The 26197-nt window shown below is 65.6% G+C and carries 17 protein-coding genes; 10 read left to right on the top strand and 7 right to left on the bottom strand.

What is annotated here, in order from left to right; translation table 11 throughout:
• The first annotated feature begins 52 nt into the window (after positions 1 to 52).
• Both IM689_RS08870 and IM689_RS08865 read left to right on the top strand, forming a co-directional pair.
• Complete coding sequence (locus tag IM689_RS08870) at positions 53 to 1285, top strand: AI-2E family transporter (protein WP_193643705.1); 1233 nt, start codon at positions 53 to 55, stop codon at positions 1283 to 1285.
• Positions 1286 to 1439: 154 nt separating this feature from the next.
• On the top strand, positions 1440 to 2105 hold the full coding sequence (locus IM689_RS08865; RefSeq protein WP_193643704.1) for a hypothetical protein: 666 nt from the start codon (positions 1440 to 1442) through the stop codon (positions 2103 to 2105).
• Between the two features lie 54 nt (positions 2106 to 2159).
• Here IM689_RS08865 and IM689_RS08860 read toward each other — a convergent pair whose 3' ends face one another.
• Both IM689_RS08860 and IM689_RS08855 read right to left on the bottom strand, forming a co-directional pair.
• Positions 2160 to 3029 (bottom strand): sucrase ferredoxin, encoded by an 870-nt coding sequence (locus IM689_RS08860; protein ID WP_193643703.1) that lies wholly within the window; start codon positions 3027 to 3029, stop codon positions 2160 to 2162.
• 213 nt (positions 3030 to 3242) lie between these two features.
• Complete coding sequence (locus IM689_RS08855) at positions 3243 to 5798, bottom strand: DNA gyrase/topoisomerase IV subunit A (RefSeq protein WP_193643702.1); 2556 nt, start codon at positions 5796 to 5798, stop codon at positions 3243 to 3245.
• A gap of 317 nt (positions 5799 to 6115) precedes the next feature.
• Here IM689_RS08855 and IM689_RS08850 point away from each other — a divergent pair, with 317 nt between their 5' ends.
• Positions 6116 to 6805: a hypothetical protein gene (locus tag IM689_RS08850; protein WP_193643701.1), complete on the top strand. Its 690-nt coding sequence runs from the start codon at positions 6116 to 6118 to the stop codon at positions 6803 to 6805.
• Positions 6806 to 6899: 94 nt separating this feature from the next.
• Here the strand turns inward: IM689_RS08850 and IM689_RS15055 are convergent, their stop codons facing one another.
• The 3 genes from IM689_RS15055 to IM689_RS08835 all read right to left on the bottom strand — a co-directional run bounded on the left by IM689_RS15055 (position 6900) and on the right by IM689_RS08835 (position 10474).
• Positions 6900 to 7829 carry an HNH endonuclease signature motif containing protein gene (locus IM689_RS15055; protein WP_319803846.1) on the bottom strand — a complete coding sequence of 310 codons (930 nt, stop codon included), beginning with the start codon at positions 7827 to 7829 and terminating at the stop codon, positions 6900 to 6902.
• Positions 7830 to 7927: 98 nt separating this feature from the next.
• Positions 7928 to 9742, bottom strand: coding sequence for a DUF2075 domain-containing protein (locus IM689_RS08840; protein ID WP_319803845.1), 1815 nt, complete (start codon positions 9740 to 9742; stop codon positions 7928 to 7930).
• Between the two features lie 213 nt (positions 9743 to 9955).
• Complete coding sequence (locus IM689_RS08835) at positions 9956 to 10474, bottom strand: DUF6308 family protein (protein ID WP_193643700.1); 519 nt, start codon at positions 10472 to 10474, stop codon at positions 9956 to 9958.
• Between the two features lie 328 nt (positions 10475 to 10802).
• Here IM689_RS08835 and IM689_RS08830 point away from each other — a divergent pair, with 328 nt between their 5' ends.
• The 3 genes from IM689_RS08830 to IM689_RS08820 are packed head-to-tail and all read left to right on the top strand — an operon-like array spanning position 10803 to position 17153.
• Positions 10803 to 12014 carry a DUF6361 family protein gene (locus IM689_RS08830; RefSeq protein WP_193643699.1) on the top strand — a complete coding sequence of 404 codons (1212 nt, stop codon included), beginning with the start codon at positions 10803 to 10805 and terminating at the stop codon, positions 12012 to 12014.
• Positions 12015 to 12030: 16 nt separating this feature from the next.
• Complete coding sequence (locus IM689_RS08825) at positions 12031 to 13890, top strand: phospholipase D-like domain-containing protein (protein WP_193643698.1); 1860 nt, start codon at positions 12031 to 12033, stop codon at positions 13888 to 13890.
• Positions 13887 to 17153, top strand: a complete 3267-nt coding sequence (locus tag IM689_RS08820) for a DEAD/DEAH box helicase (protein WP_193643697.1) — start codon at positions 13887 to 13889, stop codon at positions 17151 to 17153. The genes IM689_RS08825 and IM689_RS08820 overlap by 4 nt, the downstream gene beginning before the upstream one ends.
• Positions 17154 to 17180: 27 nt before the next feature.
• On the opposite strand, the gene IM689_RS08815 is transcribed toward IM689_RS08820, so the two are convergent.
• The gene (locus IM689_RS08815) at positions 17181 to 17438 is read right to left on the bottom strand and encodes a hypothetical protein (RefSeq protein ID WP_193643696.1); all 258 of its coding nucleotides are present in this window, start codon (positions 17436 to 17438) and stop codon (positions 17181 to 17183) included.
• 375 nt (positions 17439 to 17813) lie between these two features.
• Entirely contained in the window at positions 17814 to 20897 is a 3084-nt protein-coding gene (locus tag IM689_RS08810) for a DUF3427 domain-containing protein (RefSeq protein WP_193643695.1), read from the bottom strand.
• A 367-nt stretch (positions 20898 to 21264) separates the two neighbouring features.
• Between IM689_RS08810 and IM689_RS08805 the strand changes: the two genes are divergently transcribed.
• The 4 genes from IM689_RS08805 to IM689_RS08790 are packed head-to-tail and all read left to right on the top strand — an operon-like array spanning position 21265 to position 26185.
• Entirely contained in the window at positions 21265 to 22509 is a 1245-nt protein-coding gene (locus tag IM689_RS08805) for a saccharopine dehydrogenase family protein (protein WP_193643694.1), read from the top strand.
• A 1-nt stretch (position 22510) separates the two neighbouring features.
• Positions 22511 to 24199, top strand: coding sequence for an APC family permease (locus IM689_RS08800; protein ID WP_193643693.1), 1689 nt, complete (start codon positions 22511 to 22513; stop codon positions 24197 to 24199).
• A complete protein-coding gene (locus tag IM689_RS08795) occupies positions 24196 to 25044 on the top strand; it encodes a universal stress protein (protein ID WP_193643692.1) in 849 nt (282 codons plus the stop codon). The genes IM689_RS08800 and IM689_RS08795 overlap by 4 nt, the downstream gene beginning before the upstream one ends.
• A gap of 16 nt (positions 25045 to 25060) precedes the next feature.
• Positions 25061 to 26185 carry a glycerate kinase gene (locus IM689_RS08790; protein WP_193643691.1) on the top strand — a complete coding sequence of 375 codons (1125 nt, stop codon included), beginning with the start codon at positions 25061 to 25063 and terminating at the stop codon, positions 26183 to 26185.
• Positions 26186 to 26197: the final 12 nt, after the last annotated feature.

Here is a 26197-nt window from a genome sequence, read left to right as displayed (position 1 = left end):
GGTGGCGTGAAACACTCGTCGCGTCAACGTGACGAGGGGGAGGGCAACGACCATGCCAACGAACGGCTCCGACGGGCGTCCTGACAAGGGCTCACCCCGCCTCACCATCGCCCTCGACCCGCGGTCGGTGTGGCGGGCCACCTGGGTGGTGCTCGGTGCCTTGGCTGTCGTCGCGGCGCTCGGGTTCATCTCGAACTCCGCCGGCTCGGCTATCTTCACCATCCTCATGGCGTTCTTCCTCGCCGTCGCGATGGAGCCGGCCGTCCGTCGGCTGGCCAAGCACATGCCGCGTGCGCTGGCGACGGGCTTCGTCGTTCTCACGCTCGGCCTAGCGATCGCCGGCTTCTTCGCCGCGTTCGGCAGCCTGCTCGTGTCCGAGATCCAGGCGCTCGTGACGGCGGCGCCGGGCGTCGTCACCGATCTCGTGCGCTACGCGAACGAGCGGTTCGGCACCGACTACGACATCAACACGATGCTGTCGAAGGTCTCCCTGACGCCGGAGCGGGTCGCGTCGTACGGATCGCAGCTCGCGGGGGGCGTGCTCGGGCTCGTGACGAGCATCGTCTCGACGGCGTTCAACACCTTCGTTCTCGTGTTCTTCACCTGCTACATCTCGGCGGGCATGCCGCGCCTGCGCACGTGGATCGCTGGCCTGTTCCGCCCGTCGCAGCAGCGTGTGGTGCTGACGGTGTGGGAGGTCTTCGTCACGAAGGTCGGCGGCTACGTCGCGGCGCGGTGCATTCTCGCGACGATCTCGGCGACGGTGCACGGCACGTTCATGATGATCATCGGGATGCCGTACTGGCTGGCGCTCGGGCTGTGGACCGGCCTCATTGCGCAGTTCATCCCGAACATCGGCACGTACATCTCGATCGTGCTGCCCGTGCTCGTCGGCCTCACGAGCGACAAGCCGGTCAACGGCCTCGTCATCCTCGTCTTCGCGATCATCTACCAGCAGATCGAGAACATCACGATCGAGCCGAACATCAGCGCGAAGGCGGTCGACGTCCACCCGGCGGTGTCGTTCGCGTCGGCGCTGCTAGGCGCGCAGATGTTCGGCCTCGCCGGCGGCATTCTCGGTGTGCCGATGGCCGCGACGGCGATGGCGCTGCTCGACCTCTACAAGCGTCGCTACGAGATCAGCGACGAGACGCGCCGCGCGGCGGAGCGCGACGCTCGCCGCGAGGTGGAGGGCGAAGGGGACGACGAGCATCCGCCGGGGCGTGCAGATCAGCCACCCGAGAACGCACCTGCGGAACTGCACGGAGCTACCAAAGCAGAGTGACGTGGGGGCACCGGTCCACCAACCCGGTGCGGACGACGTGCGAGTTCGGCCGAATTGTGTCGGCGGGCACCGTGGCGTGCCGTAATCTTCGAAGGTTGGTTCATGTCGAACCGACTATTCATTGCTCCCCAAAGGACAACCCATCATGCGACGCATGTCCACCCTGGCCGGCACCGCGGCCCTCGCCACCCTTGCGACGGTGGCTTTCAGCCCCAGTGCCCAGGCCGCGACAAGCGGCACCTGCCGCCTTGTCGTTCCTGCGCAGGTGCGCATTGTCGGCCCGTACCAGGCGGTCAAGACCACGCTCTCCGGAACGTGCACCTCGTACGCATCGTCCGTCTTCGCGACGTGGACCGGATACACGTCGCAGGGAGCCGAGGATGGTGTCCTCTTCGATTCGGTGACGTCGGACTACTGGGACATTTACGACTGGCACACCCTGGGTGTCGTCTCCTGGCGTGAGGCGTGGGCAACGGAGCAGAACAACTGGAACGAGTTCACCCCCAACACGCCGACGACCACCGTCCGCTTGGGTTCGTGGACGTCGCTCAAGGCGGTGCGCAGCGGCTCCCGCGTGACGCTCACGTCGACCGGCACGCGATACGCAACGACCGTTCAGAAGCGCATTCCGTGGCAGACCACCGCGACCTTGCAGTACCGCCCGGTGGGCACGACGACGTGGAAGACGCTCAAGAAGGCGACCGCGACGAAGGGGGCCCTGACGTACTCCTACACCTCGAAGGCAGCGCGCGACTACCGCGTGAGCTACGCGGGTGGAACGACGATCTGGAGCTCGACGAGCAGCACCGTACGCAAGTGATGGCTGCGCTCGTGTGAGCGGATGACGGGTCGGGCGCGAAGGGCGCCCGGCCCGTCACTGCGTTTCGGGGCCGGCTTCGTAGTACTGCGACGGCTTGGGGTTCTTGATGCACGAGTCGCGCAGCTCCGGGCCCTTGTGCGTGGTGACGAGCAGCGTCGTGCCGTCGGGCAGCTCGACGCTCTCGCCGCCGTCGGTCTTCGTCGCGGCTCCGAGGGCGACGGGCGGCGTCAGCGGAAGCTCGGGATGTTGCTCGCGCCACCAGGTCTCGGCGACGCGCTGGGCGGGGGAGAGGTCCACCCGTCCGCGGTGCTTGCCGCGTGAGAAGAGTTCCGCGGGAACCGCGTCCGTCGTCGCAACGTGCGCCAGGGCGGCAGCGTCGTCACCCGTGAGGCGGCCGAACGTCTGCCCACTCGGCAGGTGGATCGCCGTCGGCGCGAAGCGGTGGCCGCCGATGTGCGACACCTCCCACGTGCGGGTCGGCTCAGCGGCGTAGGCCGACTGGGCGACGGGTCGTCCGCGAACCGCGCAGCACGTGTCTCGAACACCGTTGGTGCATACGAGGAGCGCGGGTTCGTCGGAACGCTCGAAGCCGAACTCGGACCACCACGATTCGTCGACAACATTGCCCGAAAGGAACGTGGAAACCCCTGGGGCATTCAGTTTTCCGGTGACAAGCCACGGCTCGTTGTCGAACCCACCGCTCACGATGACGCGCTGCAGTGACGGTGTCTCGGCATGACGACCGGGGGAGCGCACCACGTACAGAGTGGCGCCCTTCGGAGACTTGAGCCCGGCGTCGGCGACAGCGTCACGCCCCCACGATCCGCCGACTTCCACGACGACGACGACGCGGGCATCTTTCGCGCTGCCCCAGGCGGGTAGGGCAGAGTCGTCCCAGTCGGCAGAGCACAGCGATGAAGTCACGCTTTAAGCCTAGTCGGGAAGCGCATAGGCCCTTACGCGTGGTGTGAGAGGAGGACAGACAGCCTTCTCATGACGAGTGAGAAGGTGGCACCGACCTGCGTAGGGGACGCGCACCCCCGTCCGGCACCACGAATCAGGATGTGACCGCTGGCCCGCCCTGTGAGCCGCGCCGGTCGCAGACCGGGCCGACACTCACAGAGCGGGCCGAACGGGTCAGGCGTCGTCGCCGTCGAACAGGCTCAGCGTGCCCTCGGCGCTCTCCTCAGCGGCGCTGACAGGCGTCTGCTCCGCCACCTCGCTCGCCGACGCGTCGGCCGGAACGTCGGTGTAGGGCGCCGTGGTGCCGATGGCCGCGATCTGGCCGGGAGCGGTGTCGCCCGAGCCGTCGCGCTTGCCGTCCGCCGGTGGCAGGGTGATCGCCTTGCCCGTCGCGTCGGCGGCACGCGCCGGCGCGGAACCGACCCACGCGAACGTCAGGTGGTTCTCACCACGCAGGAAGCGGTGCGCGCGCACGCCGGCCGTCGCGCGGCCCTTGGCCGGGAACTCGGCGAACGGCGCGACCTTGAGCGAGGTGATCTCGCCGTCGGGCGAACTCGGGTGGCCGGCGCCGGTGACGACGACGCCGTCGCGCGAGACGCCGCCGAAGTGGATGACGTGGGCGCCCTTGCCGAGCTTGATGCCGGCGACGCCGCCGCCGGTGCGGCCCTGGGGGCGCACGCCGTCGGCGTTGAAGTGCAGCAGCTGCGCTTCGTTGGTGACGAAGACGAGTTCCTCGGTGCCGGTCTGGAGTTCGACGGCGCCGACGACGACGTCGTCACCCTTGAGCGTGATCACTTCCATGATCGGCTTGTTCGCGTAGTCCGGGTTGACGCGCTTGACGACGCCGGCGGCCGTGCCGAGCGCGAGGCCGGGGGAGTCGGTGCGCAGCGAGGTCACGGTGAGCACCTTCTCGCCGGGGGCGAGGTCGACAAACGCGGCGAGCGGTGCGCCGCCGTCGAGCACGGGTGCTTCGTGGGTGTCGACGAGGTGCGGCAGCTCGAGCGCGGAGACGCGGAAGAGGCGCCCGGTCGAGGTGACGACGCCGAACTCACCTCGTGCGCTCGTGCGCGCGGCGGCGACGATGGCGTCGTGCTTGCGGCGGCTGCCGTCGGTGCCGAGCGGGTCGGCGTTCGTCGTGCGCGCGACGAGGCCGGTGGAGGAGAGGAGCACCCAGCACGGGTCGTCGGCGATCTCGAGCGGGGTGGCGCTCTTGGCGGTCTTCGTTTCGCCGGAGGCCTCGAGCAGCACGGTGCGGCGCGGCGTGCCGTGCTCCTTGGCGATGGCGAGCAGTTCGTCGCAGACGACCTTGTGCAGGAGCTTGACGTCGGCGAGGATCGCGCGCAGCTTCTCGATCTCCTTGCGCAGCTCTTCGGCTTCCTTCTCCAGCTCGAGGCGGGAGAACTTCGTCAGGCGGCGCAGCTGCAGGTCGAGGATGTAGGTGGCCTGCGCCTCGGAGAGGTCGAACACCTTCATGAGGCGTTCGCGCGCGATGCCCGAGTCGTCGGACGAGCGGATGATCTGGATGACCTCGTCGATGTCGAGGATCGCGATGAGCAGACCGTCGACGAGGTGGAGGCGGTCTTCCTTCTTGCCGAGGCGGTAGGCGGTGCGGCGGCGCACGACGTCGACGCGGAAGTCGGTGTAGACGCGCAGGAGGTCCTTGAGGCCGAGGGTGCGCGGCTGGCCGTCGACCAGGGCGACGTTGTTGATGCCGAAGGATTCCTCCATCGGCGTGAGCTTGTAGAGCTGTTCGAGCACGGCGTCGGGGTTGAAGCCGTTCTTGAGTTCGATCACGAGGCGCAGGCCGTGGTGGCGGTCCGAGAGGTCCTTGACGTCCGAGATGCCCTGCAGTTTCTTGCTGCTCACGAGGTCGCGCATGCGGTCGATGACCTTTTCAGGGCCGACCATGTAGGGCAGTTCCGTGACGACGATGCCCTTCTTGCGGGGGGTGACGTTCTCGATGCTGCAGGTGGCGCGGGTGCGGAACGAGCCGCGGCCGGAAAGGTACGCGTCGCGCACGCCCTCGAGACCGACGATGCGGCCGCCCATGGGCAGGTCGGGGCCCGGCACGAAGCGCATGAGGTCGTCGAGGCTGCATTCGGGGTTCTTGATGAGGTGAACAGCCGCTTGGACGACCTCGCCGAGGTTGTGCGGCGGCATGTTGGTGGCCATGCCGACGGCGATTCCGCTCGCGCCGTTGACGAGGAGGTTGGGGAAGGCCGCGGGCAGGACGGAGGGCTGCTGCAGCGAGTCGTCGTAGTTGGGGACGAAGTCGACGGTGTTCTCGTCGAGGCTCTCGGTCAGCGTGAGAGCTGCCGGCGCGAGGCGCGCTTCGGTGTATCGCGACGCAGCCGGGCCCTGGTCGAGAGAGCCGAAGTTGCCGTGACCGTCGACGAGCGGCAGACGCATCGTGAAGTCCTGCGCCATGCGCACGAGGGTGTCGTAGATGGCCGAGTCGCCGTGCGGGTGGTACTTACCCATGACCTCGCCGACGACGCGGGAGGACTTGACGTGGTTCTTCGTCGGCATGAGGCCGAGCTCGTCCATCGAGAAGAGGATGCGACGTTGAACCGGCTTGAGGCCGTCGCGTGCGTCCGGCAGGGCGCGCGAGTAGATGACCGAGTACGAGTACTCGAGGAACGCCGAGCGCATCTCGTCTTCGACATCGATGTCGATGATGTTCTCGACGAAGTCGTCGTCGAGAACCTCGGGCTTCTTCGAACGGGCCACCGATCATCCTTCACGTCGCGGACGCCCAGGGGAGGGCACAGTGCACCTGTCATCCTCTCGTATGGGCTGACGAGGCGGTGTCGCGACACGCGGCGTGACGGACGTGGTGGCTCGATGTCTCGATGTCCTAATGATTAGGACATCGAGACAACACACATCGGTGGCGCGACACCGAGGGGCCGACTCTCGGGGAGCGCGGGCCAAGGTCACAGTTTGCTTTCCAACCGGAACGAATCCTCAGCCGGTGACCCGTAAGGGTGGTTAGTCTGTGCGCGTTTAACTACTTCACAGGAGTTTCCGTGCCTCGACTCAAGCTCATGACCGCGACACTCGCGGCGTCGTCCCTCTTCGTGCTCGCCGCCTGTGGTGGTAGCGATCAGCAGACGGATCAGGCCACAGCTGATGCTGCGAACTCGTCGAGCTCAGACTCGTCCAAGGTTGAGGGCGGCACGACGGCTCTGAAGATCGCCGAAAGCGGCTTCGGGCAGCAGGATGAGTATGTCTGGAGCACCGCAGTCGTGAATGTCGGCAAGCTGAAGCCTGGGTCGTTCGTCGTCGTGAACTTCAACCTGTACGACGCATCCGGACAGCTTGTGAAGTCTGGAAGTCAGACGGAGCAGACCTACAAGACGGGTCAGGCTCTTGTGCTCGGAACGCAGATCGATGTTCCCGCAGACAAGAAGGTGGCGAAGTTGGAGGCGACTGTTAGTAGCTCCAACGACATGACGCCTTCCAGCACAGACGAGGTCACGCTTGGGGCGGTCTCGGTGGTCTCGGACGCCTATGGCGAAACCAACGCAAAGTTCGAGATCTCGAACCAGACTGACAAGCCGCTGATGACGCCGCGCATTGCCGTCGTGTGTAAGGACGGCGCCGGCAAGATCAACGGCGGCGGCTCGGAGTTCCCTGAGCTGGTGCCGCCAAAGGGGAAGACGATGGCTAACACTTACCTCGTGACCTCAGGCAAGCCCGTTAGCTGTAAGGCGTACTACAACGGCCCCATGTGACGACGCTGAGGGGCCGCCCGGCTGTGCCGTTTGATGAAGTGCCCTGACTCCAATGGGAGTCGGGGCACTTCTTTGCCTCGGTGCAGCTCAAGCGTCAGATCTTCCACCCGTTTTGGAGCCAGGGGCAGGCTTGACGGTGCTGTTCGAGGGCATCCGGGTGAGGGCGACACGAGTTGTCCGGGGGGAGGTGCACACGAGAGCCATGCCAGGACCGATAGGACGCATCAACGCCAGGTGAGAACAGGGCCACGAGCTGGTCCTCGTTTCTATACATGAAAGTCATCAGGTGGCTGTCGAAGAGGGTGTGAAGGTCTGTCCTCAGGAGGATGCCGTTGTCTGTTCGGTTGGTTTGAGGCCCCCGGTACGGCAGGAGATGCGCAGCATCGAGCAGGACGGCGGTGCTGCAGCGGGTCACCGCACATCGGTTCCCGTAGGTCCGGAGCAACTCGTTCCGGAATCTTGGCTGTCCTTGCCGGGCGACCACGGTGCGCTCGACCCGCTTCCGGGCGTCGGACATGTCGATCGGTTCTTGATCGCCGCCGTAGTCAAGGTGGACGTCGTTATCCGCCATGACGAAGTCGGTGTGGGGAAAGTCGTCTCCGAGGACTCGTGCTTCGAGTTGATCGGCCAAGTCAGTAACGTGAAACGGCCCGCTATTCATGACCGGAGCCCCTGTGGGACTCTGAGGGACGAAGCCAGAGTCCGCCAGGGCCTGGGCCGTCAGTTCTGATTCGACGCGCGATGCCACCGTTGTGAGATCGACGCGTGAGGTGTAGCGATCGCGACGCTCGTCATCGATCACCCACGGCATCTCTCTGTCACCGCGGTCATACGTCCCCGAGATCGCTTGAGCCACTCCGACGAAGTGCCCTGGCTCGATTTTCGGTATAGCGGACTGCCAGAAGTAGAGGTAGTCGCCCGGCTCGATGGCGGGCTTCCTCGTGAAGTCCCAGAACCCCGACTCTTGAGCGAATTGCCAATGCTCAGGGGTGTCCTTGCTGATGGTGATGATCCAGCCGGCCACGGCAGGCCTCTTCCGTGATTGTCACGGGGGAGGCATGTCCGGCGCGGAAGCCTGTCGTTCCGTTGCTGTGTATTGGTGTTGGTGGAGCGGATCGTGCGTCAGACCCTGACGAGGGAATGCAGGAAAGCTCGGGTCTGAGGATCAGTGGAGTAGATGGTCACCTTCCGCATGCCGCGTGTAAGGAGCACCTTGTAGACGTTGCGGATGAGCCTGTCGAACTGAGCGGCATCCACCTTCTTGACCGACTTGAAGTCGGGGTCTCGATTCGCTTCACGAACGCTCACCCAGCGGTCGTCGCGCCACACGAGGTCGGGCCCGATGATGACGCCCGCCGCGTCGTACTCGAATCCTTGAGCCGTGTAGACGCACCCCACCTGTCCGAATCCGGCGGGGTCAGAGGCCCACAGAGCGGACGGGGGAGCCCCGCCAACTGAGCGTTCGCCCTTGAGGTTCCAGGGGCGTGACCAGCCGTCGATCTGCACATCCTCGACGAGTGTGCCGTCGCGCTGCGGATCGCTCCAGGGCCAGCAGTAGCCGGCAGCCATACGAGCGTTGTATCCCTCGGAGAGATCGCGCTCGAGTGCTGACTCGATCTCGCCGGGGGAGTCGACCACCGACACCTGAAAGTTGTCGTCGCCGGTCCAGGGAATCGGCCCGCCTTCACGCATGCCGAGGAGGCGAAGCACCCAGTCGACGTAGAGCTCGGAACCGCCACACCGGAACTGCTCCGCGAGGTCGACACGTTCGACCACGATGCCTTCTGCGCGAGCGTGCGCTTCGATGTCTTCGACGGTGCCCATCTCGCCGGGACGCACCACCTGATACTCGTCGAGGAGGAACACCGGAACGCGGGCGGCGTTGAGCAACTCGACAACCTGGGGGCGGGCGTTCACTCGAACCTCCTTGCGCGTGTAGCGATCGACACTCGTCTCGCGCATGCGGTGGGCCTCGTCAAGGATCAAGCAGTCGAGGTCGTTCGGCACAGCCGTCATGAACTGGTTGAAGTACGCGAACATCTTCTGGACCTGGGGCTTGCGGTACCCCGCGACGCGCCGCAGCGTCTGGGTGAAGCTGCGAGAACCGGTGGCGTGCATGACGCTTCGGCCCTGCCGCGAGAGTTCGCCCATGAGTGACAGGGCGATGACGGACTTGCCGCTGCCGGGCCCTCCGGTCACGACGACGGCAGTCTTGGCGTTCGCGCGCCGTGCTCGCTCAACCGCGTGGAGGACCAGCTCGTAGGCTGTGCGCTGCTCGTCCAAGAGCACGAACTGCTCTCGCTCCTGTACCTCGGTAGCGGCCACCTCGAGAAGCTGTCGGCTCGGTTCGATCTTGCTCCCGATCAACGCGTCTGCTGCAGCGGCTCCTCGGGCCTCCGTGCTGAGCTTGCTCTGGAGGAAGGCGATGAACTCGGCGCGTCGCTGGCCGGTGAACACCCGTGAGAGGTCGTCAACGGGCCGGTTGAACAGCGTGGTGACCCCCTTGTCCGTTGCGTTGTGGAGGTACGCGGCTCCGCTCAGCGAATGTGGGTTATTGGCGAGCGACGCGGTGAAGTCGGCGAGGTACTCGCAGTAGCCAGCGACCTGGACACCGGGGTGCAGGATGCCGCGCTTGCCGTATGCGGAGATAGAGACGAGGTTGTCGGCGTCCTCAAAGGGTTCCGCCTCGCTCCATTGCTTGAGCTCGACGATGACGTACGACGGCACCCCGGTCTTCGGGTGAACACCGGCCAGGACGACATCCGCTCGTTTGCTCGAGAGCGGCAGCTGGTACTCCAAGAGCATCTCAACGCCACCGAGGTTCGCATCGCGCAGGTCTCGAACGAGCGCCGGAATGCTACGCGACCACGACCGCTGCTCGCCGGCGCCGACGCGTCGGTTCGTCTGGATCGCCATCTGCTCGCTCAGCAGATCCACCAGTTCGGCCTCCATCGAGGAAAGACCGTCGACGGATGAACGGACGAGGTACACCAAGAGCCCCCAGGCAGCACGAAACCGTGCGGTGGGGGCGTGTTCTAAGGCGAAAGCCCGTCGTCTCCGCGAATGACAGCGTTGAGCCTAGCGTGTGGGTGGGCCGGAGAATAGGGGTGGCGGAGGGCCCCATCAAAGCCGAGGCTTTGTGTCGGTGCTTTATCTGCCAGACATCCACAGCGCCACATCGAGGTGGCGAAGCCGGAGGCCGGGGTCACCGAGACCTACGCACTTCTGCTGTGCAGCGCGCTGGACTGCGGCGTCGAGGTGACCTCGAATCTCCGCGTCGCCGATCAGGGCTGCGAAAACGGGCCAATCATCGGCGTAGTTCCCCTTGAGGCCGAGCAGCGTCATGACGACCCGATCGCGCACCGGGAAGAGCTGTGGGCGTTTGCGCGCGCAAATCTTGGAAGCGGTGACCCAGGCGTTACCAGTTTGAGCGCCGGCCTTGTATAAGCACGCCTTCACGGACGCGTAGAACGCCGCCATCGCTGCGGCCTCGTGAGGGGAATCGACAGCTTCTAGCGTGAGGGTTTCGGGGATCTCACGTAGCTGTGCACTCAACTCGTCTGCGCGCTCCACAAATCGTCGGATCGCCACGGGTGCCACCGAGACGGACAGAGTCGTCGCGGCAAGCAAGTCGCTCGCCGTCACCGTGAACGGATCTACAGGCGCCAAGTCGACAAACGTCGCACCTGCCTACGGCCCCTCGGTTTGGTAATACTGCGCGAGATCGATCGGGCACTGTTCGGACGACACAATTTCGAGAGCGATCTCACGGGCCCGCTCACTCCTAGTGGAGTCCAGACGCCAGAACTGGTCATGGTGCATACGTGCTCGATTCTCGGTGTTTCGTGACGGCCCCGTTGACGGCCGTGGGGTCATCGTGACAGGGCCCCTGCCATCACGTACGGCAACGGCCAATTTGCGCTCTCGGCTGCCAACGCGAGCCAGGATCTGTAGCGTCGGGTGCGCACGTTGTGACGGACAACACAGAGGGGGCGGCGTGGCTTCTCACGTTGCATGGCTCGACACGTCGGAGGACGAACAGCGGACCGCTCGCGAGATCGTCGAGTTGTTCAGCCAGAAGGACAGCGTGGACGAGCTCGGGCTTGGCCAGATCAGGGACGTGCTGAGCAACGAACTGTTCGCCGGCACCTCTGTGCTCCAGACACGGGCTCGCTACTACCTCTTCATCCCCTGGTGTTACGAGGCCGCCTCTCGGAAGGGTAAGACGGGCAAGGCACTGGTGGCACAAGGTGAAGCAAACGAACGCCGCCTGATCAGTGCGATGAAGAACGCGGGCCTGGAGGACTCCGCCGGGCTGATCGGTTCTCGAGTAGGCGCAGCGATCAAGACACTTCCGTCCACCATGTACTGGAACGGCATGATCACCTATGACATCCGTCAAGACGCGCCCATCGGATCGCTGGGTTCAGTGCACGAGGACGAACAATCCACGGAACACCTCGATGGCCTCCCTCCGGAGTGGGACGCCTGGGCGACTCAGCACATGCCTGATGGCTTTCCGGATGAGGTGCCGGGAGGCTTTGCCCTCACGCGTGACGAGGCCGAATGGCTGCGCGACCGCATGCTGAAGGCGAACGGCAACCGAGTCATGGGGAAGTTGCTCACGCGCAGCGAGGAAATCCCGCCGTGTGCGTTCCCCTGGAGCCCGGAAGTCGACCTGGAGTGGAGTGACGACGACGACCTCGGGCGTGCATATTGGTTCTCCAACTTCATGCACGGCAGCGCACTCCTGTACAACGTGCTCATCGGGCAGCGCTGGAACGACGTCAAGCGTGAGGAGTCGGACGACACCGATCTGGCGGCGAGATTCCGCATGATGCTCGACGAATGGGAAGAGGAGTTCCTGCGGACGGAGGAAACCCTCACGTACTCAGGCGTCGACGATCTGCTCCGATTCGTTACGTCAAAGAAACCGAACATCACTTTGCGAACACAGACCTTCGTTCGCGAATGGGTTGACGGGGCTCAAGCCGCTGCACGCTCGGGGCGATCGGTCATGGACGACGCCGATCTCCGTCAACTCGTGCGTGTGCGTGAGCAACGTAAGGGCCGGCAATCCCGCTTCAACAACGACAAGATGCTGGACGGGTGGGAAGGGTCCGGATTCGGCCAGTTGGCCTACCGCTGGGGCACCGTTCGCACGCTCGTCAACGACATCGTGAGGGGCCTGCAGAATGTTGACGCCTGATGTCCGCGCTCTCCTCGTGGAGTCCCTCGAGCCCGATCCGGGGTACGAGTTGGACTATGCCGTCGCGACGACGTTCACCCTTGACCTCACAGCAACGTTGGTTCCCGCGCTGGCCCTGAGTTCCCTGGGCTCCGGGTCGATGGTGAAGGACCCCGTTGCCCTGCTCAAGGCGCTCAAGGACACGTCGACGAAGGTCGACATCTTCTGTCAGGCCGGCGAGGTCGGAGTGCCGCACGAGGCCCGTGAACTGATTGCGTTCTTCGAAGACATGGTGCACGAGGTGCGGCGTCCTCAACGCGCTGAGGCCGGCGCGAAAGGCCTGTTTCACCCCAAGGTCTGGGTGCTTCGATATGCGGGCGAGGATGGAGTTCTCACCTACCGCACGCTCGTTCTGACACGCAATCTCACTCATGACAGTTCGTGGGATTTGGTGGTGCGTCTGGACTCCGAAGCGGTCACGAGTGACGTGAACGAGGCGAACGAGCCCCTGGCGGCGCTGCTCGACGGACTCCCCGGCCGGAGCATTCGAACGCTCGACGCGTCGCGGGTGCACGCCCTCGCCGAGGAGATCCGTCACGTCATATGGCAAGGCATTCCCGACGCGAAGTTTGCCCCGCAATTCCATTACCTGGACGGAAGCTCCGATGCGATGTCGCGGGTCTTCGAGGGCGGCGACAACGATCGTTGGGCTGGCCACCTCGTCGTTTCGCCCTTCGTTCAGGACGACGGCCTCCCCGGCCTCGGTGACGTTCCTGTTGCAGTGGTTGCGCGTCCCGGCGAGTTGGACAGACTCAGGTCAGCCACGGTCGCAACGCTCGACGACCACCGGCTCAGGGCCGTGCAGCCGATGTACCGCTTGGATGACGTCTCCGGCTACCTCGGTTCAGACGAGTCAGACGATTCCGGGGATTCGGCCGTGGTCGGTACTGAGCAGATGCCGCTCGGTCGCCTTCACGCGAAGATGTACATCTCGGAACACTGGTCGAGACTGACCGAGGACCGCGTCATCATCGGGTCGGCGAATGCGACAGGACCAGCCTTCTCCCGCAACGTCGAATTCCTCGTCGAGATGCGGGGCCACCGAAAGAAGTTCGGCATCGAGCGCTTTCTCGACGACCTCGGTGAGTTGGCCATTCCGTACGAAACCGGCGGTGGGGCGGAGCCTGACCGCGAGGAGGATGTGCAGCGACGCTTGGACGATGCGGTCCGAGCCGTGGCAGAGGCACGATTCCGGGTCAAAGTGCAAGCTATTGGGGCAGGACCCGAAGAGGGGTACGACCTCCTGATCGTGACGGATGAGCCGGTGGGTATTGCCGCCGGCTACACGGCCACAGTCAGCGTCTTGGGCTTCGACAGTCGGACGATGCCGCTGACGAACGGGGAGCGGTTTGACGGAAGATGTCGCGGCGTCAGCCTGACTCAGATCACGCCTCTACTCGTCGTGACAGCCACTGATGGGGAACGTACGTCGACGAGCGTCGTCATCGCCGAGCTTGACAACGCCCCTGATGGGCGGCTCGACGCCATTGTGGCGGAGCAACTCGACACACCGGACAAATTCCTCAAGTTCGCTCTCCTCATGCTGAACTTCGGCGACCGTGCGCTCGCGGGTGAAGTTCTTCGTGGCGGACGTGAAGACTCTGGCTCACGCCAGTCGTCTGGCCTCCTCCCAGGATCACTGCTCGACACTGTGCTGCAAGCCCTGGCGACCAATCCCGAAGCTCTGGCCGAACTCGACGCCGTCGTTCAGGCGATGGGAAAACGGCGCAAGAACGACGCCAACCCGGCCAACGAACAATCCACCTTCGACTGGGATGCCTTCAACGGCTTCTGGGCCGAGGTCTCAGCCGCGCAAAAGATTCTGGGGGAGAAGTGACCCGTTACGTTGCCGACGACCACGTCGGCGGTCTCACTGACTTCCAGCGGGCATCCGTTGATCACGTCATCAATCGCTTCTACAAGGACGGTGCTCGGCGCTTTCTCGTCGCCGACGAGACGGGGCTCGGCAAGACACGAGTTGCGCGAGGTGTCATTGCCCGTTCGATCGAGCATCTGCAGGACGACGACACAGTGGGTCGTATCGACGTGGTGTACATCTGCGCGAACGCGGATCTCGCTCAGCAGAACCTCGTCAAGCTCAATGTCACCGGCTCGCCGGAACGTCGATTCGCCAACCGGCTAACACTCCTGCCGCTCTATGCCAACGGCCTCGACGAGCCAACTGAGGGCGGGCGCAAGCGCATCAACCTCGTCTCATTCACCCCCGGTACATCGTTCGATCTCGGCAACACCGAGGGCACCGCCATCGAACGCGCCGTGCTCTACCAGGCGATGTGCGAGATCTACGCTCTGGACGGGTGGGGGCGGCGAACAGCGCTTCGAATCTTCCAGGGTGGGGTGCGCTCCCTCGAGCGATTCCGCCGGGTGTACGTCGACAACTGGGCCGCACCGGCGTTGGCCGACGGCATTCACGAGCCGATCTTGGACAAGTTCGACGAGAAGCTGGCCGCAGTGGACGAGGACGGGTGGTCGTTGGATGACGAGTGGTCGTCGCTTCTCGACGATATCGGTCGACGGACCGAGCTATCGCCGGAACTCGACGAGCGGCGCTGGCGATTCGTCGGGGCCCTGCGAGCGGCCATGGCCCAGGCGAGCGTCGAAACTCTTGAGCCGGATCTCATCATCGTGGACGAGTTCCAACGGTTCACGTCGCTGCTTCGCGACGACAACGAAGCCGGGCGTCTCTTCCACGAACTGTGTGACTACGGGAACGCCAAGACGCTCTTACTCTCCGCAACCCCGTTCAAGCCCTTTACCCGGGCGGCTGAGGGTGAGTCCCACGATGCGGGGTTCCTCGAGACACTTCATACGCTTGAGCTCGGAAACCCGACCGAGGACAGCGATGACGAGCGGAACTTCTCGACGGAGAAGGTGCGTCACGGTCTGACCAAGTTCCGCGACCTCCTCACCTTGCGCGACGTCGGTGCCACGTCTGCTGTGGTCGATCGCCATGTGGTCGACGACGTCCGTCGTGAGCTGCTTAAGGTGATGAGTCGCTCCGAGCGACCGGTTGTCTCGGTCGAGCCGATGAATGCTGAGTGCGTGGCGCAGGCGGGCCAGGTCGCTGCCGCGGACCTCGTGGGGTACGCACACTTGCGGGCAGCTGCTGAAGCTGTCGCGACATCGACATCGCACGGGCTGATGTCCACCGAGTATTGGAAGTCCGCTCCCTACTTCATCAATTTCTGTGACGGGTACAAGCTGGCCAACCGGATCAAGGATCTCGTGGACGAGGGCGGGGACATCGCAGAGCTGACGTCGGTATTGCGGAAGACACAGCACCTGAAGGATGGAGAGCTGACGGCGTTCAAGCCCGTAGCACCGGGGAATGCGCGAATGCAGACGCTCGTCGACCAGACACTGGACCGAGGTTGGTGGAAGCTTCTATGGGTGCCGCCATCGCTCCCATACGTCACGCCCGAGGGGCCGTTCGCCGAGGCAGACGGCATGACCAAGCGCCTCGTGTTCTCGTCGTGGAACGCGACACCGAGTGCGATTGCGAGTCTGCTCAGCTACGAGGCTGATCGACGAATCGCTCGCGAAGAGACCACCGTCGGAGGAACGAAGCACTCTTCCTACGAGACGTACTCACCGGAAGGCAGAACGAAGGTCACGCGGCACTTGGGCTATAGCCTCCGCTCCGGCAGTGGGGAAGCGGCGAGCATGTCGACGTTCGCGCTTTTCTGGCCCATGCAGGAACTCGCCGAATGGGGCGATCCACTCGTCCACCTGTCTGAATCAGGGGAACCGACGACGCCCGAAGTGCTACGTGAAGCTGTGAAGCGATTAGCCGCCAAGGAACTCGCTGTGGTTGATCCGACTGGTGACGACCACTCTGCAGCGCCCTGGCGGGCGGCGTTTTCGCGCCCGGCGAACTGGCCCATCGACTGCGACCTCGCGCAGGCGTGCGAAGCGATGGTCGGTCGCGCCCAGTCTGAAGACGACGAAAACCCAGAACCGCCGGAGCGCGGTCTAACCGCTATCGAAGTCCACATTCGCGAGGCGCAGGCCATCCGGGATGGTGGCGGCGAGACACCGAGCTCCGGTGACATCGAGGCGCTTGCGGATCTCGCATTGTTCGCACCGGCGAGCATCGCCTGGCGAGTGCTGGACCGGCTCGTCAGTCCTCGTTCGGCGGTGACCTCAGTCGGTCACTTCCTTGCCGCGGCCACCCTGGCCAATGGTGTGAGATCGGTCTTCAACAGGCCTGAGGCGGTCGTGCTCCTCGAGAAGCTCTATCCCGAGGAACGCTTTCATTGGCAGCGCGTGCTGCGTTACTGCGCCGCTGGCAATCTTGAGGCGGTACTAGACGAGTACCTGTTCCACCTGAGAGCAGACGTTGTCTCCGGCGAAGTGAATGACGACTCACTCAAGCGCCTCGCCAGGGAAGCGGCATCCGCGATGACGATGCGCGCAGCCCGCTACCCCGCGCGTGGCGCCGCACCCGGAGACGAAGCGATCGCATTTTCTGCGCGGTTCGCTCTTCGCTACGCAGGTCGCAACACGAAGGAGGACAGTGCGCGTCCGGGTGAGGTGCGGCATGCCTTCAACAGTCCGTTCTGGCCGTTCGTGTTGGCGTCGACTTCGGTGGGCCAGGAGGGTATCGACTTCCACTGGTGGTCGCACGCCGTGTTCCACTGGAATCTCCCGAGCAACCCGGTCGACTTCGAGCAGCGCGAAGGCCGCGTCGATCGATACCGCGGTCACGCGGTGCGCAAGAACATCGCGGCCGCGCACGGACGCGCTGGGCTCTGTGCGCTGGCATCGGGGAAGAGGAGCACGCACCTGTGGGATGAGCTCTATGCGAGGGCGACGGACTACCGGGATGAGTTCGGAGACTTCACTCCGGGGTGGGTCTTCCCGGGACCGGCGAAGATCGAGCGGCACCTGGCGCCGTACGCCTTTACTCGTGAGGGCGAGCGCTACGAGCGCATGAAGGAGGACGTAGCGCTGTACCGACTCACGTTCGGGCAACCGCGGCAAGAGGATCTCCTGGAGGCTCTTCAACGGCGAGCGTCCGACGGGGAGGACATGGAGGTTCTGCGGATCGACTTGCGGCCCGGGTGCGACGAAACCTGACAGCTGCTATGCCTGCGTGGCCTAGTCTTAGCTGGTGAATCGGACTTTCAAGGCGTCGTTGGCTCTGGCTGTGCTGCCGCTGATGGCTGCTTGCTCGGGTGGCGACCCGGAGCCTTCTGGTACGGGAACCTCGACGACGAGCACAACGTCGTCGGCATCGAAATCGACGTCCGCGCGGTCCGCGGCTTCGAAGCCGACTTCGCCGTCCACTGAATCGACCCCGTCTAAGGCAGTGACGCCCACGGCCTCGTCGACCCAGAACGTCACGCCCTCGAGCGTGGTCAAGACAACCCCTCCGCCCTCTACCGAACCGTCAGCACCCTTCTTTTCACCCAAGAAGACTTCGGCGGCGCAGACCGCCCAGTGTTATGACCCGTTCGAAGGTTGGTATGTGCCGTGCACGCCGGCTGAAAAGGCGCAGGAGCCGAATGCTTCAACCTGTCGTCGAGGAGTGGCGCCGGCGTCTCAGGGACTCTGCGAGATGTACGGACTCACCTGGGGTGGGCCGAAGGAGACACAGGACTTCGACCTCACGTGTGCGAGTGGCGACGCGACCTATCGAGACACGTTTGGCTGTACGCGACTGCCCGACGGAACCTGGAGCGACGGATCCTTCTGACGCGCACGTCGTACGGCCTGCCACAATTGGCCGTCCCATAGTCACACCACCGAAGCCCACTGGAACACCTGCTCCGGCATGGGGTGCGTCAGCTTCCACGTGATCGCCATCGGGCGTTCGCCCTCGTGCCTGACGTAGGTCGCGTCGCCGAGGTAGACGTACGGGGCGCCTCCGCCGAAGACGTCAACCTTGTGCTCGCGTACGAACAGGGCGATTGAAGAGCCCCGCTCTGCGTGCTGAACGTAGCGCTGGCCGGTTGCCGAGTCCTCGCGGGTCACGCCCTGCGACTCCCAGTGGAACAGGTCGCGGCTGATGGCGTAGTCGCGGTACATCGTCGTCGGTGAGAAGCCCGTGCCCACCTTGTTCGTCGTCACGAGGAAGGCATCCAATGTCTGCTCCGGCCGGTAGTACACACCGGCCACGGCCACACTCGGGAAGCGGCTCTCGTCGTACGACGCGTACCCGATTGCCGTCAGCAACTCCTCGCGGGTGTAGCGCGCATGCAACGCCAACGGCAGCGTGCCGAGCCGACCGTCCATCGGCCGTGTGGGGTACGTCGCGGTGTCGAGGGCTATCTCGAGCACTGTCGTCAGTTCGCGGCGGAACTCAACTTCGGGGCCCAGGGCAGCCACCGCATCGCGAGCAGACGCGTACCCGCCCCGGGGGAACAACGCCATCGTCAACATGGGCGCGTACCGGCGTGCCGCGTCCGACCCCTCCTCCCACGTGAACCCGTCCCTCAGCACCTCCCGGTACGCCTGCGAGCGCTCCACATCGTCCACGTGCATGAACGCCCGCACCCGCTTGAGCAGATCGCGCTCCAACGCAGAACCCTCTCGCGGCAGGAGGCCCGCTTCTCGACGCAGAAGGGTCCAGCTCTTGTTGTTCGTGTAGAGGTCGGCCAGGTCCAGCCCGCTGTCGTCGAGGAAGGCGCGCAGCGATTCGGGCCGTGTCTCGCGTGCCTCACGCACGAGCCACTGCCAGCCGCCCGAAACCCCCGCCTTGATGTTCTTCACCACGATGTCGCGCGCCACGCGGTCGAACACGATCTGCGAGCCCGCCGGCAGCGGAATGCCCGCCCCGTCGATCGCCTTCGTCAACTCCGTCCGCTTGATCGTCTTCGCCACGGCCCGCAGCTTGCGATCCCAGCGATACTCCTTGCGCTGGTGCCCGACGAAGTCCAACGCCGTCAGCACCGGCTTGTCGTTCGCCAAACGCAAACCGCGCCCCAACTGCTGAACGAAGACCGTCGGGCTCTCCGTCGGGCGCAGGAACAACACCGTGTTGACGGCCGGAATGTCGACACCCTCGTTGAACATGTCCACCGTGAAGATCGCCTTGATCTCACCGTCACGCAGGCGACGCTGCGCCTCACCCCGATCCGCGCTGTCGGCCGCCGACGTCACGTGCATCGACGGCACTCCCGATGCCGTGAAGAACTGCGCCATGAACCGCGCGTGCTCCAACGACACACAGAACCCGAGCGCTTTCATTGCGTCCAGGTCGCCCACCTTGGCCTCCACCGAACGCAGCACGTGCGCCGCTCGCTCGGCATTCGTCGCCAGCAACTCACTGAGCTCCGCGCGGTCGTAGGTGCCCCGCGAACCGAGCCACTTCACCGACGTCAGATCCACAGTGTCGCCTACGACGAAGTAGTGGAACGGCGTGAGCAGATCCTCCTCGAGCGCATCCCACAACCGCAGTTCCGTCGCCGCGTGCCCATCGAAGAACACCTCGCGCACGTCCTGCCCGTCGGCTCGCTCCGGCGTCGCCGTGAGTCCGAGCAATTCCCGCGGCTCGAAGTGGTCGAGGATGCGTCGGTACGTCGGCGCCGACGCGTGGTGGAACTCGTCGATGACGATGACGTCGTACGCCGTCGGGTCGACGGCCGTCAGATCTGTCGTGGCGAGCGACTGCACACTCGCGAACACGTGCGTGTTGTTCACGGGACGATGCCCGTCGACGAGCAGCTCGCCGAAGTTCGGGTCACGCAGCACCTCCGCGTTCGTGCGCCGCGCCTGCTCGAGGATCTCGCGGCGATGCGCGACGAACAGCAGCCTCGGGCGGTTCGAGCCGGAACACATTCGCTTGTAGTCGAGCGCCGCCACCACCGTCTTGCCGGTACCCGTCGCCGCGATGACGAGGTTGCGGTGGCGGCCGTGAATCGTGCGGTGTGCCTCGAGCTCCTCCAGCATGCGTGCCTGGTGTGGGCGCGCCGTCACCTCGAGACCCGAGAGGCTGATGCCCTCGCTCTTCTGCCGGCCGGACGCGCTGAGCAAGGCGCTATCGAGCCGCTCGTGATCGCGGCTCGGCTCATACGTCTCAAACGCCGGGTTCGCCCAATAGCTGTCGAACGTCGCCTCGAACTTGCGCATGAGCGTCGGCGTCGCGATGTCGCTGATGCGCACGTTCCACTCGACGCCGTCGAGCAGCGCCGACGACGACAGGTTCGACGAGCCCACGAACCCCGTGCCGTACCCGCTGTCGCGGTGAAAGATCCAGGCCTTCGCGTGCAGGCGCGTACGGCTCGTCTCGTAGTGCACCTTCACCTCGGCGCCGTACTCCGTGACCAACCGATCGAGCGCCCCTCGATCCGTGCACCCCGTGTACGTGCTCGTGATGACGCGGATCGGCACCCCGTGGTCCTTCAACCCCCGCAACTGATCTTCGATGACGCGGATGCCCGGCCACATGACGAAGGCACACAGCAGGTCGACGCGATCGGCCGTTGCGAGCTCGTTGCGCAGCTCGCCGCCGATACTCGGCTCGCCCTGTGCGTTCGTCAGCAGCGCCGCCTCCGACAGGCGGGTACTCGGGCGACGCGTGTACTGACGCCCGGCGCCGAGTCCGGCGGTGGGGGAGCGCGCGAGGAGCTCGGCGAGTTCATCCTCGGGAAGAAGCTCGTCGTCCTCGTCCTCGAGCGCTCGCAGGATCTCGTTGACGCGGCTCGGGCCTTCGTCGCTGGCGAGATGGCGGACGAGTGACTTCGCCAGGTGGCGAGCGAGAACCTCCGGCGCGATGGCCTCGTCGACGACGCCCTTCGTCACCGTGAAGCGGTCCTGCAGTTCTTCCAACTCGGCCGCGAGGCGAGCAGTAATGAGCTTTTCGTAAAGGCCGGGCCGCATGGGCTCAGGGTACGGCTCGGCCCTCGTCTTCTCTGCGAAGTGTGGTGACGGTTGGGGTACCTGGTGACGGTCAGACGTCACCAGGTACCCCAACCGTCACCTTGTGGGGAGCCTCTCACGCCTGCTCGCTATCCACAGGCTGACGCATCGCTAGCGGTTGTCAGTGACGAGGCCTATGCTCGCGCCCATAGTGATCTGCGTCTCACGAGCATGTCTGGTGGAGGCGCGGGCAACGCGGCGATGCCGACGGATCCGTAGGGGTGATCCGGGCACACGCACGAGTCGACGGCCCGGTACGGCTGACCTGAGATCACACCGCAGTCAGCACGTCCCGAACCGCCCGACTTCCTGAACGGACCACACGACTATGCGCATCCTGCTCATCGGCGCCGGCGGCGTCGGCTCGGCCGCCGCGAAACTCCTCGTCCAACGTGACTTCTTCGAGGCGCTCGTCGTCGCCGACTACTCGGCCGAGCGCGCCGAAGCGAGCGCCCGCGCTGCGTCCGAGCGTCGTAACGGCGAGGCCCGCGTCACCTCCGCTCAGATCGACGCCTCGAGCGCCGAGGGCGTCAAGGCGCTCTGCCGCGAGCACGCCATCACGCACATGTTCAACGCCGTCGACCCCGTCTTCGTCATGCCCATTTTCGACGGAGCCTTCGCCGCGGGCGCCGACTACCTCGACATGGCGATGTCTCTCTCGAGACCCCACGAGAGCGAGCCGTACGCGAACGTCGGCGTCAAGCTCTGCGACGAGCAGTTCGCCAAGGCCGACGCGTGGGAGAAGGCCGGACGCCTCGCGCTCGTCGGCATCGGAGTCGAGCCCGGCCTCTCGGACGTCTTCGCCCGTTACGCCGCCGACCACCTCTTCTCCGAGATCGACGAACTCGGCACCCGCGACGGCGCCAACCTCGTCGTCACCGACGACGGCAACGAGATCTTCGCGCCGTCCTTCTCCATGTGGACGACGATCGAGGAATGCCTCAACCCGCCCGTCGTCTGGGAGAAAGACCGCGGCTGGTTCACCACCCCGCCGTTCAACGAGCCGAAAATCTTCGACTTTCCCGAGGGCATCGGCGAGGTGGAGTGCGTCAACGTCGAGCACGAGGAAGTGCTTCTCATGCCGCGCGGGGTCGACGCCAAGCGCGTCACCTTCACGTACGGCCTCGGTGAGGAGTTCATCGGCATCCTCAAGGTGCTCCACACCCTCGGCCTCGACTCAGTAGAACCCATCACCGTCAAGGGCCAGCAGATCTCACCGCGCGACGTCGTCGCCGCAGCGCTGCCCGACCCCGCCACCATCGGGCCGCGCATGAAGGGCAAGACCTGCGCCGGCCCGTGGGTCACCGGCACCGGCACGGACGGCGAGCCACGCTCGACGTACCTCTACCACGTCGTCGACAACGAGCAGACGATGAAGGACTACGACTCCCAGTGCGTCGTCTGGCAGACGGCGATCAACCCCGTCGTCGCCCTCGAACTCCTTGCCACGGGCGCGTGGTCCGGCGCCGGCGTCCTCGGCCCCGAAGCGTTCGACGCCGTACCGTTCCTCGACCTGCTCAAGGCGCCGAAGCCCGAGGGTTTCGGTGCCCCCTGGGGCATGCGGGAGCAGTGAGATGAGCGACGCAGGATCGGGCGCGACCGTCGTCACCGAGGGCAAGGGGCTTCGCGCGGGCGCCCTGAGCCTCACCGGGAGCGTGGTCGTCGGCGTGGCCTCGACGGCGCCGGCCTACTCACTCGCCGCGACACTCGGCTTCGTCGTCGCGGGCGGCGCTGGCTTCAAGGCGCCCGCCATCATGCTGCTGGCCTTCCTGCCCATGTACTTCATCGCGGTGGCCTACCGCGAGCTCAACGAGGCCGAACCCGACTGCGGCACCACCTTCACCTGGGTGACCCGCGCCTTCGGCCCCGTGGCCGGCTGGATGGGCGGCTGGGGCATCGTCATCGCCGACATCATCGTCATGGCGAACCTCGCCCAGATCGCCGGAGCCTACTCGTTCACCCTCGCGAATGAACTCGGTCTGCACAACAGCCTTGACTCGAGCACGTTCTGGTCCACCGCCGCCGGCCTGCTGTGGATCGGCGTCATGACGTGGATCTCGTTCCGCGGCATCGAGGTCTCCGCCCGCCTGCAGTACGCGCTGCTGACGATCGAGGTGCTCACGCTCATCATGGTCGTCGGGGTGGCGCTGTGGAAGGTCTACTCCGGCAGCGCCCCAGCAGGCTCGGCGAAGCCGTCGCTGTCGTGGCTGTGGCCGAGTGGACTCTCGATGTCGGTCCTGTCGTCGACGGTGCTGCTCGCCGTGTTCATCTACTGGGGTTGGGATTCGGCCGTCTCGACGAACGAGGAAGCCGACGACCCCAGCCGCACGCCGGGCCGTGCCGCCGTTATCTCGACGCTGCTGCTCCTCGTCATCTACGTCTTCGTCTCCATCGCCACCGTCGCGTTCGCCGGAACGGGGGACACGGGCATCGGGCTCGGCAACGAATCCAACGCCGACGACGTGTTCACCGCCATCGGGTCGGCGCTCTTCGGTGACACCTTCCTCGGTCACGCCGGGCTGGCGCTCCTGGCCATTTCGATTCTCACCTCGTCGGCCGCCTCGACGCAGACGACGGTCCTCCCGACGGCGCGCACCGCCCTGTCGATGGGCGTGTTCCGCGCGCTGCCGGCCAAGTTCTCCACCGTGCACCCGCGCTACCAGACGCCCACGTGGTCGACGCTCGGGATGGGCATCGCCTCCGCAGGTTTCTACCTGCTCATGACCCTCATCAGCACGAACATCCTCGGCGCGCTCATCGGTGCGATCGGGCTGCAGATCGCCTTCTACTACGGCATCACCGGCTTCGCGTGTGCCTGGTTCTACCGGCACTCGCTACGCACGTCGGCGCGCCACTTCGTCAACCGCGGACTCATTCCGTGCCTCGGCGGGGCGTTCCTCTTCCTCATGTTCGCCTACGCCGTGAAGTCTTACGCCGAACCCGACTACCTGCTCGACGACAACGGCAAGAACGTGACCATCTGGGGGTTCGGCGCCGTGGTCGTCGTCGGTGTCGTTTCGCTCCTGGGTGGCTTCGCGCTCATGGCCCTGCAGTGGTCGCGGGATGCGGCGTTCTTCCGGGGGCGGACGCTGCGCACCGGCTCGTTCGAAGACCTTCAGCGCTGGCGCGCCGAGGGCACCCAGTACGGCGTCATCGGTGGCGATGTGACGATCACGCAGGAAGGCGACCTCGTCACCGACGGCGGGCTCAGCGGCGTACCGACGGGGCCGACCCCGACAACAGGCGAAGGTGAAACGCGATGAGCGACTCGACCGTCCGATACCTCGTCGCGTGGGGCGGCGACGCCCGCTCCAAGGACGCCCTCGCCCTCGGCGCTACGCTCGCCCGCACCTTCCGGGCCGAACTCGCCGTCGTCTACGTCGTGCGTGAGGAGACGTTCGGCGCCCACACGTTCGGCGATGTCAGCTTCACCCAGGAGGTCGTGCGCCAGGCCAGTGAGCGCGTGCAGAAGCACCTCGACGCGCTGACCGGCCTCGACGACGTCGTACTCCACGTCCGGCGCAGCGGTTCCGTGGCCGAGGGCGTGCTCGACGCCGCGAAGGAGATCGACGCCGATCTCATCGTCATCGGCGCGGGCACCGGCACCCGGACGCTCACGACGAACGCCATCGTCACCGCGCTCCTGCACGCCTCGCCGGTGCCGGTCGCGATGGCTCCGCGCGGCTACCGCAAGGACGCTCCCGCTGAATTGACCGAACTCGTCGCTGCGGTCGGGCCCCGCGCCGGCGCCGGCCGGATTCTCGAGGAAGCCATCCGCGGCGTCGAGCGCGTCAGCCTTCCGCTGCGCCTGGTCTCGTTGCTCGAGCTCGACACGGACGTCGACGTCCCGGACGAACGCGTCGAAAGCGTGCGGGCGGCGCTCGAGCGTGCCGCCGAGGAGGTCGACGTGGACGAGGTGACGTCTCACGTCGGTCAGGGCAAGAACCTCAAGGAGGCCATCGCGAACATCGAGTGGAAGCCCGACAGCGCGCTCATCATCGGTTCGTCCCGCCTGGCGCAGGGCAAACAGACCTTCATCGGTACAGTGGCGAGCCGGATGCTCGCCCACCTGCCCATCCCGATGATCGTCGCCCCGCGAGGCGAATGAGAACGAGGTCAGCCCCATGAAGGTTGTCTGTGCCCCCGATTCCTACAAGGAAGCGCTCTCGGCGGTCGACGCCGCCGCAGCGCTGGCTCGGGGAGTGCGCGGCGTCCTTCCGTCGGCGGACGTCGTCGATTTGCCGGTGGCCGACGGGGGAGAGGGCACAACCGAAACCCTCATGGCGGCGCTGGGCGGTCAGCTGATCGCCGTGGACATCACGGACGCGCTCGGACGTCCTCGCACAGCTGAGCTCGGGTGGGTCGCTTCGGAACGCCTCGCCGTCGTTGACGTCGCGCAGGGGGCCGGGCTGCATCACATCGAGGTGGAACTGCGCGATCCTTACCGCTCCTGCAGTTCTGGTGTCGGGCACCTCGTCTCGGCCGCGCTCGATCTCGACCCGCGCCGGGTCGTCATCGGTCTCGGAGGATCGGCAACGAACGACGGTGGCGCGGGCATGATCTCCGCTCTCGGTGGGCGATTGCTCGACTCCAACCGCAGGCCGGTCACTCCGACGCCCGAGGGCATGAACAACGTGGCCTCGCTCGACCTGTCGGAGCTCGACCCGCGGCTTGCGGGTGTCGAGGTGATCCTGGCCAGTGACGTGACGAACCCGCTGCTCGGGCCCGACGGCGCCACCGCCGTCTTCGGGCCGCAGAAGGGCGTGACGCCCGCGCGGGTGCCCGTCATCGAGAAGGTGCTCGCAGGATGGGTCGACGTTCTCGAGACGGCGACGGGCCGTGAGGTCCGCAACCTGCCCGGGGCGGGCGCTGCCGGGGGAATCGGCGCTGCGTTCCTCGCTCTCACGGGTGCGACGCTCCGGCCGGGTCTTGATGTCGTCGCCGAGGCCGTGGGGCTCGAGGACGCGGTGCGTGACGCCGACCTCGTGCTCACCGGCGAAGGCCGCATCGACGGGCAGACCCGCTTCGGCAAGACGCCCTGGGGCGTCGCCGAAATCGCCCGCCGTCACGGCGTGCCCGTCGTCATGCTCGGGGGAGAGGTCCGCCCGGAGGGGCGCGCCCTCATCGACGACACAATCGTCGCCGTCGAGCCCATCCACGCCGGCTACACCGACCTCGACGAGGCGCTCGCCAACACCGGAGCCGACCTCGAACAGGCAGCGGCGTCGGCCGTCGAGCGAATTCGCTAGAGGCGCGGCGGC

The organism is Dermacoccus barathri, assembly GCF_015070805.1.
Taxonomy (GTDB): Bacteria; Actinomycetota; Actinomycetes; order Actinomycetales; family Dermatophilaceae; genus Dermacoccus; species Dermacoccus abyssi.
The sequence above is the reverse complement of the archived record's forward strand: the minus strand, read 5'-3'. Positions and strand labels throughout refer to the sequence as shown.

Coding starts and splice junctions, on each gene's coding strand:
- IM689_RS08790 (WP_193643691.1), top strand. CDS start 25,061: ATGAAGGTTGTCTGTGCCCCCGATTCCTACAAGGAAGCGCTCTCGGCG.
- IM689_RS08850 (WP_193643701.1), top strand. CDS start 6,116: ATGACCGCGACACTCGCGGCGTCGTCCCTCTTCGTGCTCGCCGCCTGT.
- IM689_RS08810 (WP_193643695.1), bottom strand. CDS start 20,897: ATGCGGCCCGGCCTTTACGAAAAGCTCATTACTGCTCGCCTCGCGGCC.
- IM689_RS08800 (WP_193643693.1), top strand. CDS start 22,511: ATGAGCGACGCAGGATCGGGCGCGACCGTCGTCACCGAGGGCAAGGGG.
- IM689_RS08870 (WP_193643705.1), top strand. CDS start 53: ATGCCAACGAACGGCTCCGACGGGCGTCCTGACAAGGGCTCACCCCGC.
- IM689_RS08865 (WP_193643704.1), top strand. CDS start 1,440: ATGTCCACCCTGGCCGGCACCGCGGCCCTCGCCACCCTTGCGACGGTG.
- IM689_RS08805 (WP_193643694.1), top strand. CDS start 21,265: ATGCGCATCCTGCTCATCGGCGCCGGCGGCGTCGGCTCGGCCGCCGCG.
- IM689_RS08795 (WP_193643692.1), top strand. CDS start 24,196: ATGAGCGACTCGACCGTCCGATACCTCGTCGCGTGGGGCGGCGACGCC.